The sequence below is a fragment of the Nocardia mikamii NBRC 108933 genome, assembly GCF_001613505.1.
Taxonomy (GTDB): Bacteria; Actinomycetota; Actinomycetes; order Mycobacteriales; family Mycobacteriaceae; genus Nocardia; species Nocardia mikamii.
Genome location: NZ_BDCM01000004.1, coordinates 1 through 15770 on the forward strand (window position 1 = coordinate 1; position 15770 = coordinate 15770).

General features: G+C 67.7%; 9 protein-coding genes. 8 read left to right on the forward strand and 1 reads right to left on the reverse strand.

The window, feature by feature from the left end:
* On the forward strand, nucleotides 1-1153 hold a 1153-nt coding region (locus NMI01S_RS04960), incomplete at its 5' end, for a molybdopterin dinucleotide binding domain-containing protein (protein ID WP_281186632.1).
* 164 nt (nucleotides 1154-1317) lie between these two features.
* Nucleotides 1318-1935: a pyridoxamine 5'-phosphate oxidase family protein gene (locus NMI01S_RS04965; protein WP_062994834.1), complete on the forward strand. Its 618-nt coding sequence runs from the start codon at nucleotides 1318-1320 to the stop codon at nucleotides 1933-1935.
* Here NMI01S_RS04965 and NMI01S_RS04970 read toward each other — a convergent pair.
* Nucleotides 1922-2404, reverse strand: coding sequence for a GtrA family protein (locus tag NMI01S_RS04970; protein WP_084461108.1), 483 nt, complete (start codon nucleotides 2402-2404; stop codon nucleotides 1922-1924). The genes NMI01S_RS04965 and NMI01S_RS04970 overlap by 14 nt on opposite strands.
* A gap of 142 nt (nucleotides 2405-2546) precedes the next feature.
* Here NMI01S_RS04970 and dprE1 point away from each other — a divergent pair, with 142 nt between their 5' ends.
* The 6 genes from dprE1 to NMI01S_RS05000 all read left to right on the forward strand — a co-directional run bounded on the left by dprE1 (nucleotide 2547) and on the right by NMI01S_RS05000 (nucleotide 15721).
* Entirely contained in the window at nucleotides 2547-4037 is a 1491-nt protein-coding gene (gene dprE1 / locus NMI01S_RS04975; RefSeq protein ID WP_167669868.1) for a decaprenylphosphoryl-beta-D-ribose oxidase, read from the forward strand.
* On the forward strand, nucleotides 4034-4795 hold the full coding sequence (gene dprE2, locus NMI01S_RS04980) for a decaprenylphospho-beta-D-erythro-pentofuranosid-2-ulose 2-reductase (protein WP_062965584.1): 762 nt from the start codon (nucleotides 4034-4036) through the stop codon (nucleotides 4793-4795). Before dprE1 ends, dprE2 begins: the two co-directional genes overlap by 4 nt.
* 169 nt (nucleotides 4796-4964) lie before the next feature.
* On the forward strand, nucleotides 4965-6929 hold the full coding sequence (locus NMI01S_RS04985) for a galactan 5-O-arabinofuranosyltransferase (protein WP_062994835.1): 1965 nt from the start codon (nucleotides 4965-4967) through the stop codon (nucleotides 6927-6929).
* Nucleotides 6930-7099: 170 nt separating this feature from the next.
* Nucleotides 7100-8950: a DUF6541 family protein gene (locus NMI01S_RS04990; RefSeq protein WP_157126046.1), complete on the forward strand. Its 1851-nt coding sequence runs from the start codon at nucleotides 7100-7102 to the stop codon at nucleotides 8948-8950.
* A gap of 97 nt (nucleotides 8951-9047) precedes the next feature.
* Nucleotides 9048-12299: an arabinosyltransferase domain-containing protein gene (locus NMI01S_RS04995; RefSeq protein WP_062994836.1), complete on the forward strand. Its 3252-nt coding sequence runs from the start codon at nucleotides 9048-9050 to the stop codon at nucleotides 12297-12299.
* Between the two features lie 50 nt (nucleotides 12300-12349).
* Nucleotides 12350-15721 carry an arabinosyltransferase domain-containing protein gene (locus NMI01S_RS05000; protein WP_084512429.1) on the forward strand — a complete coding sequence of 1124 codons (3372 nt, stop codon included), beginning with the start codon at nucleotides 12350-12352 and terminating at the stop codon, nucleotides 15719-15721.
* Nucleotides 15722-15770 lie beyond the last annotated feature (49 nt).

Sequence of the window (15770 nt, forward strand, 5' to 3'; positions counted from 1 at the left end):
GCGCTGGGCCAGCCGGGTGCGCGAATTGCCCGAAGCCATGGGCGAATTCCCCGTCGCGACGCTGGCCGACGAAATTCTCACCCCCGGCGAGGGACAGGTCCGGATGCTGGTGACGGTGGCCGGCAATCCGGTGCTCTCGGCTCCCGCGGGCGCCCGGCTCGGCGAAGCGCTGGCCGGACTGGACTTCATGGTCAGTGTGGATCGCTACCTCAACGAGACCACCCGTCATGCCGATGTGATCCTGCCGCCGCCGCGCACTCTGCAGGCGCCGCACTACGATTTCGCGCTGCTGCAGTTCGCGGTGCACAACTACGCCCGCTATTCCCCGCCGGTGGTCGCCCTGCCCGGCGACCGGCCCTCGGAACCGGAAATACTTGCCCGCCTGGCACTTTCCCTGGCGGGTCAGCAGCCGGAGCCGGGAACCGATTCCGTCGCCGCGGTGGACGAGCTGATCATCGCCGGCACCCTGCACAAGGCCGGACTCGGCGCGCGGCGCGGCGAGCTGATCGGCGCGAACAGCACCGAACAGCGCATCGACATGATGCTGCGCCTGGGTCCGTACGGGGAATGGAATCCCGATCGCCGGTCCGTCGACATCGCGCCCGAGGGGCTGAACCTGCAGGTCCTGCTGGACAATCCGCACGGCGTCGACCTGGGTGCGCTGCGGCCGCGGCTGCCCGGCGTGCTGCGCACGGCCTCCCTGAAGGTGGAGCTGGCGCCGCAGCAGCTGCTCGACGATACGACCCGGCTGCTGGCCGAAATGTCGGCTGCCCGGCCGGATGTGGTGTTGATCGGCCGACGGCAACTGCGGTCGAACAACAGCTGGATGCACAATGTGCCGGCCCTGGTCGGCGGCTCCAATACCTGCACGCTGCATATTCATCCCGACGACGTGGCGCGCCTCGGGCTGGGCGAGCTGGCCGCGATCGAGTCGGCGGCCGGAAAGTTGACCGTGCCCGTGGAACCGAACGACCGGATCATGCCCGGTGTGGTGAGCCTGCCGCACGGGTGGGGACATTCGGGCAGCACCCAGACGGTCGCGCGCGAGCACGCCGGCGTGAATGCCAATGCCCTGACCGATGATTCGCGCATCGACGCCGTTTCCGGAAATGCGGTGTTCAACGGAGTTCCGGTGACCATCACGCCGGTGTGATTCTCCGATACGTCCGAATCGGCCGGCATCCCCGGGGCAAACGACCTTTCGGCATTGCCGAATTCGCCATCCGAAATACGTTCGTTCCTATAGGATTTCGACATATTCCAGGTTCAGCGCCGAACCATCCACGTGCGGATCTCAGCTACCCGGAGGGGTGTGGCATGTCCGGTTTCACAGACGGCAGTGACGGCGAGCGGGAACTGCAACGGCGATTCGGTACCGAGGAGCGTGCGGGGCGTTTCTACGACGAACAGGTGCTGAACGGACTCAACAGCCGTATGCGCGACTTCGTGGGCCGGATGGATATGGCCTTCATAGCCACCGCCGACCGGCACGGTGAATGCGATACCAGCTTCCGGGCCGGAAAACCCGGATTCGTGCACGTCATCGACGACCGCACGGTCGCCTATCCGGAATACCGGGGCAACGGGGTGATGGCCTCGCTCGGCAACATCCTGGAGAACCCGCACGTCGGCATCCTGATGATCGACTTCGTGCACGACCTGGTCGGACTGCACATCAACGGATCGGCACACATCGTCGACGATCAGGCATTACGGGTCCGGGTACCCGGCCTGCCCGCGGCCGAACGCGGGCGGATCGCCGAGCGGTGGGTGGTCGTGGATGTCGAGGAGGCCTATATCCACTGCCGCAAGCACATCCCGCATCTGGTGCCGGCCGCCCGCGAGGAGCGGGAATGGGGTACCGACAGTCCGCGAGCCAAGGGCGGGGACTACTTCGGCGCCAAGGCGCAGGCGCGGGCCCTCAGCGGATCTTGAAGATCACCGCGCGCTGCACGACGAAGTTGATCACGGTGGCCACGCCCTGCGCGATGACGAAGGCGATGAGCACCGCACCCTTCACCGAATGGCCGGCGATATCCACCGACATCGGCGGCAGGGTGTCGTTGAGCAGGGCGTTGATACCCACCTGCGCCGCGAAGGTCACCGCGTAGAGGATCACCACCGCCACGAAGCGGCTGCGGCTCGGCGGCGCCTTGAACGTCCAGCGCCGGTTGATCAGATACGCCGTGGTGGTGCCGACGATGAAACTGCAGGCCTTGGCGAAATCGCGCGGGATCCCGAACAGGGCCATGAGCAGCACGTACAGCCCGAAGTCGACCACCGCCGACAGGCCACCGGTGAGGACGAACCGGACGATCTGCGTCTTCAGATCGACGTCGGTACCGCCTGGCTCGTCTACCAGGGGTAACTCGGCCGGAAGAGGGAGATGGGGTTCCGCACTCACGGCACGAGAGTAGCGGGTCCCGCCGCACACGCCGCCGCAACCACGCTCCCGCCCCGGTCGGCGCTGTGAAATCCGCCTCGAGCGGGCCGCGGACCCGCGACACCCGACCCCTGTCCCGGCCATACCTGTAGCCTCTATGCCGATGTCCACGAAAGCTCAGACCTCCACCGCCGCGGGTCCTGCGAACTCCGCGGGCGACGGCGAGGCGTCACAGGCAAGCAGCAACGGCTCCGCCGACAGCTTTTCGCTGCCGACGCGCACCCGTCGACTGACCGGTTGGGGTCGTACCGCGCCCTCCACCTCCGAAGTGCTCTCGACCGGCGATCCGGAACTGATCGCCAAGGCCGTGGCCATGGTCGCGGAGGACAACGAGTCCAAGCCGGCGTACCTGCGGCGCGGCGTGATCGCGCGCGGGCTCGGCCGGTCCTACGGTGACCATGCGCAGAACGGTGGCGGCCTCGTCATCGACATGTCGGCGCTGAACAACATCCACCGGATCGACCGTGACACCCACCTCGTCGATGTGGATGCCGGTGTCAGCCTCGATCAGCTGATGAAGGCCGCGCTTCCCTTCGGCCTGTGGGTTCCGGTCCTGCCGGGCACCCGTCAGGTGACCGTCGGTGGCGCCATCGCCTCCGATATCCACGGCAAGAACCACCACAGCGCGGGCAGCTTCGGCAACCACGTGCGTTCGATCGATCTGCTGACCGCCGACGGCAAGGTTCAGCACATCGGCCCCAAGAAGAACGCCAAGCTGTTCTGGGCGACCGTCGGCGGCAACGGCCTGACCGGCATCATCCTGCGTGCCACGATCGAGATGACGCCGACCGAGACGGCCTACTTCATCGCCGACGGCATCAAGACCACCACGCTGGACGAGACCATCGCCGTACACAAGGACGGCTCCGAGGAGAACTACACGTACTCCTCGACCTGGTTCGACGTGATCAGCGCACCGCCGAAACTGGGGCGCGCCAACGTATCTCGCGGTCGGCTGGCCAAGCTGGACGAACTGCCGAAGAAACTGCGCGGCAACCCGCTGAAGTTCGACGCGCCGAATCTGCTGACGGTGCCGAACATCTTCCCGAGTTTCGCGGCGAACAAGCTCACGCTCGGCATGGTCGGCGAGGCGTACTACGCGCTCGGCGGCAACTACACCGGCAAGATCATGAACTTGACGCAGTTCTACCACATGCTGGACGTCGTCTCGGAGTGGAATCGGGCCTACGGATCGGCCGGTTTCATCCAGTACCAGTTCGTGCTGCCGCCCGAGGCGCTGGACGAATTCACCAAGATCATCGTCGACATCCAGCGTTCCGGTCACTACTCGGCGCTCAACGTGCTGAAGTTCTTCGGTCCGGGCAACCAGGCGCCGCTGAGCTTCCCCATGGAGGGCTGGAACATCTGCGTCGACTTCCCCGTGCGGCCCGGCCTCAACGAGCTGGTCACCGAATTGGACCGTCGCGTACTGGAATTCGGCGGTCGCCTCTACACCGCGAAGGACTCCCGGACCACCGCGGAGACCTTCCACAAGATGTATCCCAAGATCGACGAGTGGATCAAGGTCCGCCGAAGTGTCGATCCCACAGGCGTTTTCATGTCCGATATGGCGAGAAGGCTGGAGCTGCAGTGATCAACGCGGTAGGTAACCCGCAGAACATTCTGCTTTTGGGCGGTACCTCGGAGATCGGCCTCGCGATCGTCGAGGAGTACCTGAAGAAGGGGCCGGCGCGGGTCGTGCTCGCGGCGCTGCCGAACGATCCGCTGCGGGCGCAGTCGGTGGCTCAGCTGGAGGCCGCGGGCGCGTCGAAGGTCGAGATCGTCGACTTCGACGCCCTGGACACCGGCAGCCACCCCAAGGTGATCGAACAGGCCTGGGCCGACGGCGATATCGATGTCGCGATCGTCGCCTTCGCGCTCGACGGTGATGCCGAGGAGCTGTGGCAGAACCAGCTCAAGGCCGTGCGCGTCGCCGAGGTCAACTACACCGCGGGCGTGTCGGTCGGCGTGCTGGTCGGCGAGAAGATGAAGGCCCAGGGTTTCGGGCGGATCATCGTCATGTCCTCGGTGGCCGGTGAGCGCGTCAAGCGCGCCAACTTCGTCTACGGCTCCACCAAGGCCGGTCTGGACGGTTTCTACCTCGGACTGGGTGAGGCGCTGCGCCCGCACGGCCCGCGTGTCACCGTCGTGCGGCCGGGCCAGGTGCGCACCCAGTTCTCCGCGCACGTCGCCGAGGCGCCGCTCACGGTGAACAAGGAAGACGTTGCGGTGCTTGCGGTTTCGGCGTCCGAGAAGGGGAAGGAACTGGTCTGGGCGCCCGGCACGTTCCGCTGGGTCATGATGATCCTGCGCCACGTTCCGCGCCCGATCTTCCGCAAACTTCCCATCTAGTTTCGGCCCGATTTCGAGCCGCGAAGGAGAGTCGCCGCTACCGAGCGCCGGCTCTCCTTCGTCGTTTTCCGAGGGCGGCCGCCGGGGTGCTTCGCACCGACGCGAACCGGTTCCACCCGGCTTGTAGGCTCGCGGGCAGATCGGCGGCGAGAGAGGATCCGGAGGCACTGTGCGCGTACTAGTCCGGCAGGTCGGGGGCGGGCTCGGGGAAGCTGTCGTCGGGGCGGTGGTCGCCGCGCTGGTGGCGGCGATCGGGCTGACGGCGATGTCGGCGGTGCAGTGGCCGGCGTTCAACTCCTCCAATGTGAGTCGGGCGCTGACCACCGTCGGGCAGGCGGGGGCGGCGGTGCTACTGGTGCTCGCCATCGTGCTGATCCGGTTGCACCGGTGGCCGTGGGTGGCGAAAGTGCTGTCCTGGGCCGGTATTTCCGCCTTCGTCACGGTGACGCTGGGAATGCCGCTCGCGGCGACCAAGCTGTATCTGTTCGGCATTTCGGTGGATCAGGAATTCCGCACCGAATATCTGACACGACTCACCGATACCGCCGCGCTGCACGATATGACCTACGCCGACATTCCGGCGTACTACCCCGCCGGCTGGTTCTGGATCGGCGGACGCGTGGCGAATCTGCTCGGGCTGGCCGGGTGGGAGACGTTCAAACCGTATGCGATCGTGTCGCTGGCGGTGGCGTCGGTGCTGGCACTCGTGTTGTGGTCCAAGCTGATTCGGTGGGATTGGGCGGTCGCGGTCGCGGCGACGACCACCGCGGTGATGGTGGCGTTCGCCTCCCCCGAGGCCTACAGCGCCGTCCTGGTGATCCTGTTCGCACCGGCGATGGTGCTGGCGTGGGGCGCCCTGTACCGGCCCGCCGAGTTCGGGGCGGCAGCGAGCTCGGCCGGCGAACCGCGCACCGCGGGTGGCTGGGGCGCGGCGATCGGCGCGGGCGCGTTCCTCGGACTGTCGGCGATGTTCTACACGCTGTTCTTCGTGGTCGCCGTCTTCACCGTGGTCCTGATGGGCCTGGTCGCCTGGGCCACCCTGTGGTGGCAACAGCGCGAAATCGCGGTGCATCAGCCGCGTGCTCCGCGCCTCGGCGTCTTCCGGCTGCTGTGGCCGATTCTGCTGCGCCTGATCGTCATGGGCATGATCGCCGCGATCCTGGCCCTGATCGTCTGGGGCCCGTATCTGGCGAAGGTGCTGACCGGGCATCCGCCGGAATCCAATACCGCCCTGCACTACCTGCCGGAGTCCGGTTCACGACTGGCCTTCCCGATGTTCGACTTCTCCGAACCGCTGCTCGGCGCGCTCTGCCTGCTCGGCACCCTCTGGCTGGTGGTGCGGGCGGCGAGTTCGCGACGAGCCCAGGCGCTGGCCATTTCGGTGGTCGCCATCTATCTGTGGTCGCTGGCCTCCATGCTGGTCACTGCGGCCGGTACGACGGGGCTGGCCTTCCGGCTGGAACCCATCCTGCAGGTGCTGCTCGCCGCGGCGGGCGCGTTCGGATTCGTCGAGGGGGCGCGAGCGATCTACCAGGCCGTCGACGAACCGCGGCGGTTCCGGGCGGCGACCGGGGTGGTGGCGGTCCTGGGTGCGCTGGCCTTCACCCAGAGCATCCCCGGCATCCTGAACGCCGAGATCACCACCGCCTACACCGACACCGACGGCAACGGAGTGCGCGCGGACAAGCGCAGTCCCTCGGCGGTGTCGTATTACGGGCGCATCGATCAGACACTCACCGAGCAGACCGGGCGACCGCGCGACGAGACGGTGGTCCTCACCGCCGACACCAGCTTCCTGTCCTACTATCCGTACTTCGGTTTCCAGGCGCTGACGTCGCACTACGCCAATCCGCTCGCCGATTTCCCCGCCCGGGCCGCCGAGATCAAGCGCTGGAGCGAACTGAAATCACCGGCCGAGTTGATCGACGCACTGAACCACTCCCCCTGGCGCGCGCCGGACGCCTTCCTGTTCCGCCGCAGCGGCGAGAACTACACCCTGCGCCTGGCCGAGGACGTCTATCCGAACGATCCGAACGTGCGCCGCTACACGGTCGAGTTTCCGGGAACCCTCTTCGCCGATCCACACTTCCGGATCACCGATATCGGGCCGTTCACCCTGGTCGTACGCCACTGACTCCCGCTGTGGATAACGCTGTGGAATTTCCCCATTCCTGTGGATAACCACCGTTCATCCGGCGCTGCTTCGCTCCGGATCGGTACGGTGGGTGGCTGATTGTCGGCCGAAGGAGTGTTTTACCAGTGGTGCAGGGCGGGCCAGCGGTTCCGAACGAGCAGCGTCCGGGGGTGAGCGCGGCCGTCCTGTCCGGAGGGAACGAGCTGCGCACCCCGGAGCCGAGACTCGCGGACAGACCCTCCCGGGGCACGCGCCTGCGCGGCCGTCTGCTCGCCTCCCGCGCGGATCTGGTGGTCGCGGCCATCCACCTGGCCGCCGCCGTCTACGTCCTGTCCGGGCAGTGGCGCGACACCGCGCACGGATATCTGGTCGCGAGCGGCCAGGATCAGTCGATGTGGGAGTGGTTCTTCGCCGAAACAGCGCATGCGGTGACCCACCTGCACAACCCGCTGGGCACGAATCTGCAGAACTATCCCGACGGCGTGAACATGATGGCCAATACCGCCATGTTCGGCGTCGGTATCCCGTTGACCCCGGTCACGGTGCTGTTCGGCCCGACCGTCACCTTCGCCCTGGTGCTGACCCTGGGCCTCGCCGGAACCGGTTTCGCCTGGTACTGGCTGTTCTCCCGGGAGTTGGTGCGGTCCCGTTTCGCCGCCGCGCTGGGCGGCGCGTTCTGCGGCTTCGCACCCGCGATGATCTCGCATGCCAACGCCCATCCCAATTTCGTCGGTCTGGCGATCCTGCCGGTGCTCGCCATCCTGGTGATCCGGATGGCGCGCCGGGCCGTGGGCGACGAACCGGTGACGCGGGCGCGGCGGGTGCGGGAGGCCGTGGTGCTCGCGGTCCTGGTCGCGCTCCAGATCGCGCTCGGCGAGGAACCGCTGCTGATCTTCGCCCTCGGCTTCGGCCTGTTCGCCCTCGTCTACTACCTGCACCGGCCCCGCACCGGGCTGCGGGTGGTGCTTGCCGTGATGCCGACCCTGGCGCTGGCCGCGGTGATCACGGTGGCCGCTACGGCGATTCCGCTGTGGTGGCAGTTCTTCGGGCCGCAGAGCTACCGTTCCATCGATCACGGGCCGATGGGCAACGACCTCGAAGCGCTGATCGAATTCCCCTCCCGATCGCTCGGCGGCGTTTTCGCCCCGGGTAAGACCCCCGCGATCAACCCGACCGAGGAGAACGCCTTCTTCGGCTGGCCGCTGCTGGCGCTGACCGCGGCGACCGCGGTCTGGCTGTGGCGCTCGCGCAACCGCGAATATCGGGTGATTCGCGCGGCCACGACGGTGATCGTGGTCTACAGCGTCCTGTCGCTGGGGGTTTCGCTGCGGATCGGCAGGTCCGATACCGGGATCACACTGCCGTGGCACTGGCTCGATCAGGTGCCGCTGCTGAACACCGTGCTGGAGACCCGCTTCACCATGGCCGCGATTCCGGCGCTCGCGGCGATCCTGGCGCTGGGTACGCAGCGCATCCTCGACTACGCGCGCAGCGGCACGAACGATCTGCGGCCCGTGATCTGGTTCACCGCCGTCGCGCTCGCGCTGGTCCCGCTGGTACCGACCGTGTTGCCGGTGACCCATCGCGATCCGACGCCGCGATTCTTCACCGACGGCACGGTCGACCGCTATGTCGGCGACGGGTCGGTCGTGATCGCGCCGCCCCCGACCCGGCTCGACGCCCAGCCGCTGCACTGGCAGGTCGATTCCCATTTCGGCTTCCCGCTCGCGGGCGGCTACTTCGTCGGGCCGACGGCCGACAAGAAGGGCCGCTACGGACCCGACGACCGGCCGACCGCGACGCTGTTGATGCGGGCGCAGGAGACCGACCGGATCCAGCCGGTCGACTACCGGGCACGGGCTCGAGCGCTGGCCGATCTCGACTACTGGCACGCCGATGTGGTGGTGCTGCCGCCGACCGAACACGGCGGGGCGATCCGCGCGACCCTCGACCAGCTGCTCGGCATCCCGGGGCAGGTGGTCGACGGTGTCGTCGTCTGGGATGTGCGCGGACTGCGCTGATTCGCTCGGCGGCGGGCTCGCACGAATAATCGGTAGCCGCCTCCCCTTCCGCCCGTGCTCGCCGGTTGCCGACCGGACCGTGGCTTAGCATCGCTGGGTGCGCGCAGACTCTCCAGCGTTTCCCCGCATCCGCGTGGTCGCTCTCCTGTCGGGATTGATCGCCGTCGCCCTCGCGGTGCTCACACCGCTGCTGCCGGTGCGGGAGGACCGGGCGAGCCTGGATTGGCCGCAGCCGCAATCGGTCCCGGTGAACGCGCCGCTGGTGTCGTATGTGCCGCTCACCGTCGACGCGTCGCTGCCGTGCAGCGCGCTGCGCGAACTCCCCAGCGGCACGGTCTTGTCCACCGTGCCCGCCGACGCGCCCAATGCTTCCGCGAAGGGCCTGGTCGCCAAGGTCGCCGACGAGCCGGGTGGGCGCACGCTCTCGGTGCGGCTGCGCGATATTCCGCTGCTGTCGGCACCACTGGCCGAGGTGGGTGGCTGCGCGCGCTTCGTCGTCACCTCCACCGCGCAGGCCACGACGGCCGAATTCACCGGTGTCACCCGGCAGGACGGCACGCCGTTCACCAATACCGTCGGTGGCGATGTGCGGCCCCAGATCGTCGGCGTCTTCACCGATCTGACCCGCGAGCAGCTCGGTGACGCCCATCTGCACGCCGCCATCGACTCGCGCTTCTCGTCGACGCCGAGCCCGCTGAAGCTGGCCGCGATCATCGGCGCGGTCGTCTTCACCGTCATCGCGCTGATCTGCCTGCATCTGATCGATACCGCCGACGGGCGACGGCCGCGACGCTTCCTGCCCGCGCACTGGTGGCGAATCACCCTCGCGGATGTGGTGGTGCTCGGCACGCTGGTGGTCTGGCATGTGATCGGCGCCAACACCTCCGACGACGGCTACATCCTGAATATGGCCCGGGCGTCGAAACATTCGGGTTACATGGCCAACTACTACCGCTGGTTCGGAGTCGCCGAGGCGCCCTTCGGCTGGCCGTACGAGGTGCTGGCCTGGATGACCCGGGTCAGCGACGCCGGTTGGTGGATGCGGCTGCCGGCGCTGCTGGCCGGTGTGCTGTGCTGGCTGGTGATCAGCCGGGAAGTGCTGCCACGCTTGGGTTCTCGTGTCCGTCGCGATACCGTCGCGCTGTGGACGGCGGGGCTGGTGTTCCTGGTCGCCTGGCTGCCCTACGACAACGGGCTGCGCCCGGAACCGTTGATCGCCCTGGGCGCGCTGCTGACCTGGTGCTCGATCGAACGCTCGATCGCGACCAAACGACTGCTGCCCGCCGCGGTCGCGGTATTGATCGCCGCGTTCTCGCTCGCCGCCGGGCCGACCGGCCTGATCTGCATCGCCGCTCTGGTCGCCGGGTCGCGACCGGTCCTGCGGCACATCATTTCCCGCGCCCGCGGCGGCGGTTCGGCCGGCGCGTCGATACTGCGGTACGGCGCCCTGCTCGCGCCGGGCGCGGCCGCCGGAGCGCTGGTCCTGGTGGTGGTCTTCGCCGATCAGACGCTGGCCTCGGTGCTGGAGGCGACCCGGGTCCGCAAGATCATCGGACCGAATGTGGCCTGGTTCGACGAACGGACCCGGTGGGATTCGCTCTTGATGCTGGCGCCGGACGGCTCACTGGCCCGCCGGTTCGGCATTCTCGGCATGCTGCTGTGCCTGCTGGTGTGCGTCCTGGTCATGTTGCGCAAGAACGGCCGGATTCCGGGCACCTCGAAAGGTCCCTCGGCGCGCATCCTCGGCATCGTGTTCATGTCACTGCTGCTGATGATGTTCACTCCGACCAAGTGGACCCACCACTTCGGCGTCTATGCCGGATTGGCCGGTTCGCTCGCGGCGCTGACCGCGGTTGCGGTGGGGATCAACGGAATTCGGGCCCGCTACAACCGCTCGCTGTTCGCGGCCGCGGTGTTCTTCCTGCTGGCGATCACGTTCACCGGATCCAACGGCTGGTGGTACGTCTCCAGTTACGGTGTGCCGTGGTACGACAAGGCGCCGCTGATCGCGGGTAAGGGACTCTCGACGCTGTTCCTCGGACTCGCGGTGCTGTGCCTGCTGCTGGCGGCCTATCAGTACTACCGTGAGCCGTATCGACAAGCGGACGGCCGCAGGCGGTTCGACACCTGGGCCGTGCAACCGCTGACGATCGCGGCCGCGGCCATGGTCCTGTTCGAGGTGGCCTCCCTCGGCAAGGGCGCCATCACGCAATATCCGGCCTATTCCATCGCGAAGTCGAATATCCGTGCGCTGGGCGGACATCCGTGCTCGCTCGCCGATGCGGTCCTCACCGAAACCGACACCGCCGATTCCCTGCTGCAGCCCTACTCCGGTTCCGCGGCGGACGCGCTCGGCGCCGACAGTACGGGCTTCGACCCGAACGGCGTGGCCAAGGATCTGACCGCCGACGCCGAAGAGACGACCACCGGCGGCGCGAATTCGGTCACCACCGATTCCGCGAACAAGACCACCCACACCACCACCGCGGGCACCGGCGGCGGTACCACCCAGCAGGTGGGCGTGAACGGTAGCACCGTCGCCCTGCCGTTCGGGCTGGACCCGGCCCGCACCCCCGTGATGGGCAGTTACACCACCGGCACCAAACAGCAGGCGCATCTGACCTCGGGCTGGTACCGGATGGATCTGTCCGGCGCCCGTCAGGACCCGGCTCGCGAGGTTCTGGTGGTCACCGCGGCCGGGCGGATCAAATCGGTGAATGCCGACGGCGTGGTCACCTACGGCCAGGATCTGCGCGTCGAATTCGGTGACCGCGCCGCCGACGGCACCGTGCGGCCGCTGGGCTCGTTCGTACCGCTGGACATCGGCGGCGCGCCGTCGTGGCGGAATATGCGGGTGCCGCTGGATCGCGTTCCGGACGGCACCAACGCGGTACGGATCGTGGCGGTCGCCAACGATCTGACGCCGCGGCAGTGGCTGGCGGTCACACCGCCCCGGCTGCCGAAGCTCGCCACCCTCGATTCGGTGGTCGGACACACCGATCCGGTCCTCGAGGATTGGCACGTCGGCCTGGCCTTCCCCTGCCAGCGCCCGTTCGACCACAAGGACGGCGTGGCCGAGGTGCCGAAGTGGCGCATCCTGCCGGACCGGGTCGGCTCCGACGCCTCCAACGCCTGGCAGGACGATATCGGCGGCGGTCCACTGGGCTGGACGGGTTTGCTGCTCTCGGCCCAGACCATCCCCGCCTACCTGAACGACGACTGGGGCCGGGACTGGGGTTCGCTGGAACGATTCACCCCCTACGTGCCGCAGGCGCGCCAGGCCGATGTCGGTGTGACGGTGCAGACGCGCTGGGGCTGGGCCAAGGATGCGCCCATCAAGGCGAAATAGCGGGGCGTGAACAACGTCACTCTCAGTGTGGGCAGATAACATCACCATCCGTGCCCGACGCCGCAACAGCTGTCTTGACAAAACCGACGGTCGCCGAACAACCGGTGACGTCGCGCGATTTCCGCACCGCCCGGCTGATCGCCGTGATCGCCGGCCTGCTCGGCGCGATCTTCGCGCTCGCGACCCCGTTCCTGCCGGTCCAGCAGACCACCGCCGAGGTGAACTGGCCGCAGGGCGGGACCATCGGCAATGTCGAGGCGCCGCTGATGTCGCAGGTCCCGGTGGATCTGCGGGCATCGATTCCGTGTTCGACGGTGGCACAGCTGCCCCAGGGCGGCATGCTGCTCAACACCGCGCCGCCGCAGGGCGACCGGGCCGCGCTCGAGGGCATGTTCGTGCGTGTCACCAGCGATTCTGTCGATGTGGTGGACCGCAATGCGATCGTCGCCTCGGCGAAGCGCGGTGAGCTCGACGGCTGCACTTCGATCACCATCAGCTCCGATATCGACCGCACCTACGCCCACTTCGAGGGCCTGACCAAACAGGTCGAGCGGCCCGCCGCCGACGGTGGCACCGAAACGGTGACCGTGCCGGTGGACGGCGCGCTGCAGGGTGATCTGCGGCCGCAGGTCGTCGGCGTGTTCTCGGATCTGAAGGGTGCGGCGCCGGCCGGGCTGTCGTTCCACATGACCGTCGATTCCCGCTTCTCGTCGTCGCCGACCGTGATCAAACTGGTCGCGATGATCGCCGCGGTGCTGTGCACACTCATCGCGCTGGCCGCGCTCGGCCGCCTCGACACCAGCGACGGCCGCGGCCACCGCCGCTTCTTCCCCGCGCACTGGCTGAAGCCGACCTGGGCCGACGGCGCGGTGCTGAGCATCCTGCTGGTGTGGCATTTCATCGGCGCCAACACCTCCGACGACGGCTACATCCTCACCATGGTGCGCGTGGCGCCGCACGCCGGTTATCTGGCCAACTATTTCCGCTGGTACGGCGTGCCGGAAGCTCCGTTCGGCTGGTACTACGACGTCATCCAGGTCTTCGCGCAGATCTCCACGGCGAGTCCGTGGGTGCGCATCCCCGCGTTGCTGTGCGGGATTCTGTGCTGGATGGTGATCAGCCGCGAGGTGGTGCCGCGGCTGGGCCGCAGCGTGCGGACCTCGAAGGTCGCGCTGTGGACCGGCGGGCTGGTGTTCCTCGCCTTCTGGCTGCCCTATGACAACGGCCTGCGCTCCGAGCCGATCGTCGCGCTGGGCGCGCTGCTGACCTGGGTCTCCATCGAACGTGCGATCGCCACCGGACGCTTGTTGCCCGCCGCCGGCGCGGTACTGGTCGCGGCGTTCACGCTCGCCGCCGCGCCGACCGGCCTGATGTGTGTGGCCGCGCTGCTCGCCGGTATCCGCCCGCTGGTGCGAATCGTGGTGCGGCGCAAGCGCGATCTCCAGGCACGTGCCGGAAGTGGCTGGCGCGCTTCGGGATTCGTCTCCTCACTACCATTGCTGGCGCCGATCGCGGCGGCCGGTTTCCTGGTGCTCACCGTCGTCTACAGCGATCAGACCTTCGCCGGAATCCAGGAGGCCAACCGGGTGCGGCGCCTCACCGGCCCGAACCTGGCGTGGTACGAGGACTACCTGCGCTACTACTACCTGTTCGTCCAGACCGTCGACGGTTCGGTCTCGCGCCGGTTCGCCTTCATCGTGATGATCTTGTGCCTGATCACCACCGCCCTGGTGCTGTTGCGGCGCAAGCAGATTCCGGGCATCTCCAGCGGTCCGACCTGGCGGTTGATCGGGGTGGTCTGCGGAACCATCTTCTTCATGATGTTCAACCCGACCAAGTGGACCCACCACTTCGGTGCCTATGCGGGCATCGCGGGTGCGCTCGCGGCGGTGACCGCGGTGGCGGTGTCGGCCACGGCGCTGCGGTCGCGCAAGAACCGCTCGATCTTCCTGGCCGCCTTGCTGTTCGCGCTGGCGCTGTCGTTCTCCGGCACCAACGGCTACTGGTACGTCTCGAGCTACGGCGTGCCGTGGTTCGACAAGACGGTGTCGCTGCACGGATTCCAGTCCAACACGATGATGCTGGTGCTGTTCGGGCTCGCGCTGGCGGTGGTGGCCTGGCAGGCGTTGCGCGAGGGCTACGCCAAACCGCCGGAGAGTTCGAAATCCTCGCGCGGCAAGCGTATTCGCCGATTCGCGGCCATTCCGCTGACGCTCGTCGCCGCGGCGATGGTGTTGTTCGAGGTGCTGTCGCTGGCCAAGGGCGCGGTGACCCAGTACCCGGCCTACTCGCTGGCCCGCGGCAACGTCGACGCGGTCGACGGCAACCGCTGCGGAATCGCCGACGACGTTCTGGTCGAGTCGAATCCGAACCAGGGCCGGTTGAATCCGATCATCGATCCCGCGCATCCGCCCAAGGACAACGATCCGCTGGCCGGTGTCGACCCGACCGGCTTCGATCCCAACGGCGTGCCGACCGATCTGAAAGCCGATGCGGTGGAGGTGAAGCCGGGCACCGGCAACACCTCCAACCAGTCGGTGGGCGCGAACTTCGCCGAGGGCCAGAACGCGGGCACCGGCGGCGGCACCACCAAAGAGGCCGGTGTCAACGGCTCGACCGTCGCACTGCCCTACGGCCTCGACCCGGCGACGACGCCGGTGATGGGCAGCTATCAGCAGGGCCTGCAGCAGCCCGCGCATCTGACCTCGAGCTGGTACGAACTGCCCGCTCGGTCGGCGGATTCGCCGCTGGTGGTCATCTCCGCGGCCGGCCGCATCCTGTCCTTCGATCAGACCGGTGCGCTGCAGTACGGCCAGGACCTGAAACTGGAGTACGGCAAGCGCCAGCCCGACGGTTCGGTGAAGTTCGAGGGCAGCTATGTTCCGCGCGATATCGGCCCCGCGCCGTCGTGGCGCAACCTGCGCGTTCCGCTGTCGGAGATCGCCGCGGACGCCGATGCGGTGCGGATCTCGGCCAATCGCAATGTGCTGATCGGTGACCAGTGGCTGGCGTTCACACCGCCGCGGGTGCCGAAGATGGTCACGCTGAACACCTTCCTCGGCTCCGAACAGCCGGTGCTCGAGGACTGGGCGGTGGGCCTGCAGTTCCCGTGCCAGAACCCGTTCCCGCACCGCTACGGCGTGGCGACCATGCCGAACTATCGCATCCTGCCCGACCGCCCGCTCGCGGTGAGCTCGACCGATACCTGGCAGGCCGAGGAATTCGGCGGCCCGCTCGGCTTCACCCAGATGCTGGCGGGTTCCACCACGATCCCGACCTACCTGAAGGACAACTGGGCTCGGGACTGGGGAACCCTGGAGCGCTACAACCGGTACTACACCGACGCCACCCCGGCGAAGGTCGACACCGGTACCGCGACGCATTCCGGATTCTGGAGTCCGGGACAGCTGCGCGTGTTCTGATCGGTAGCCCCGACGAACGACGGCGGGAGGCGCACATATCGTGCGCCGC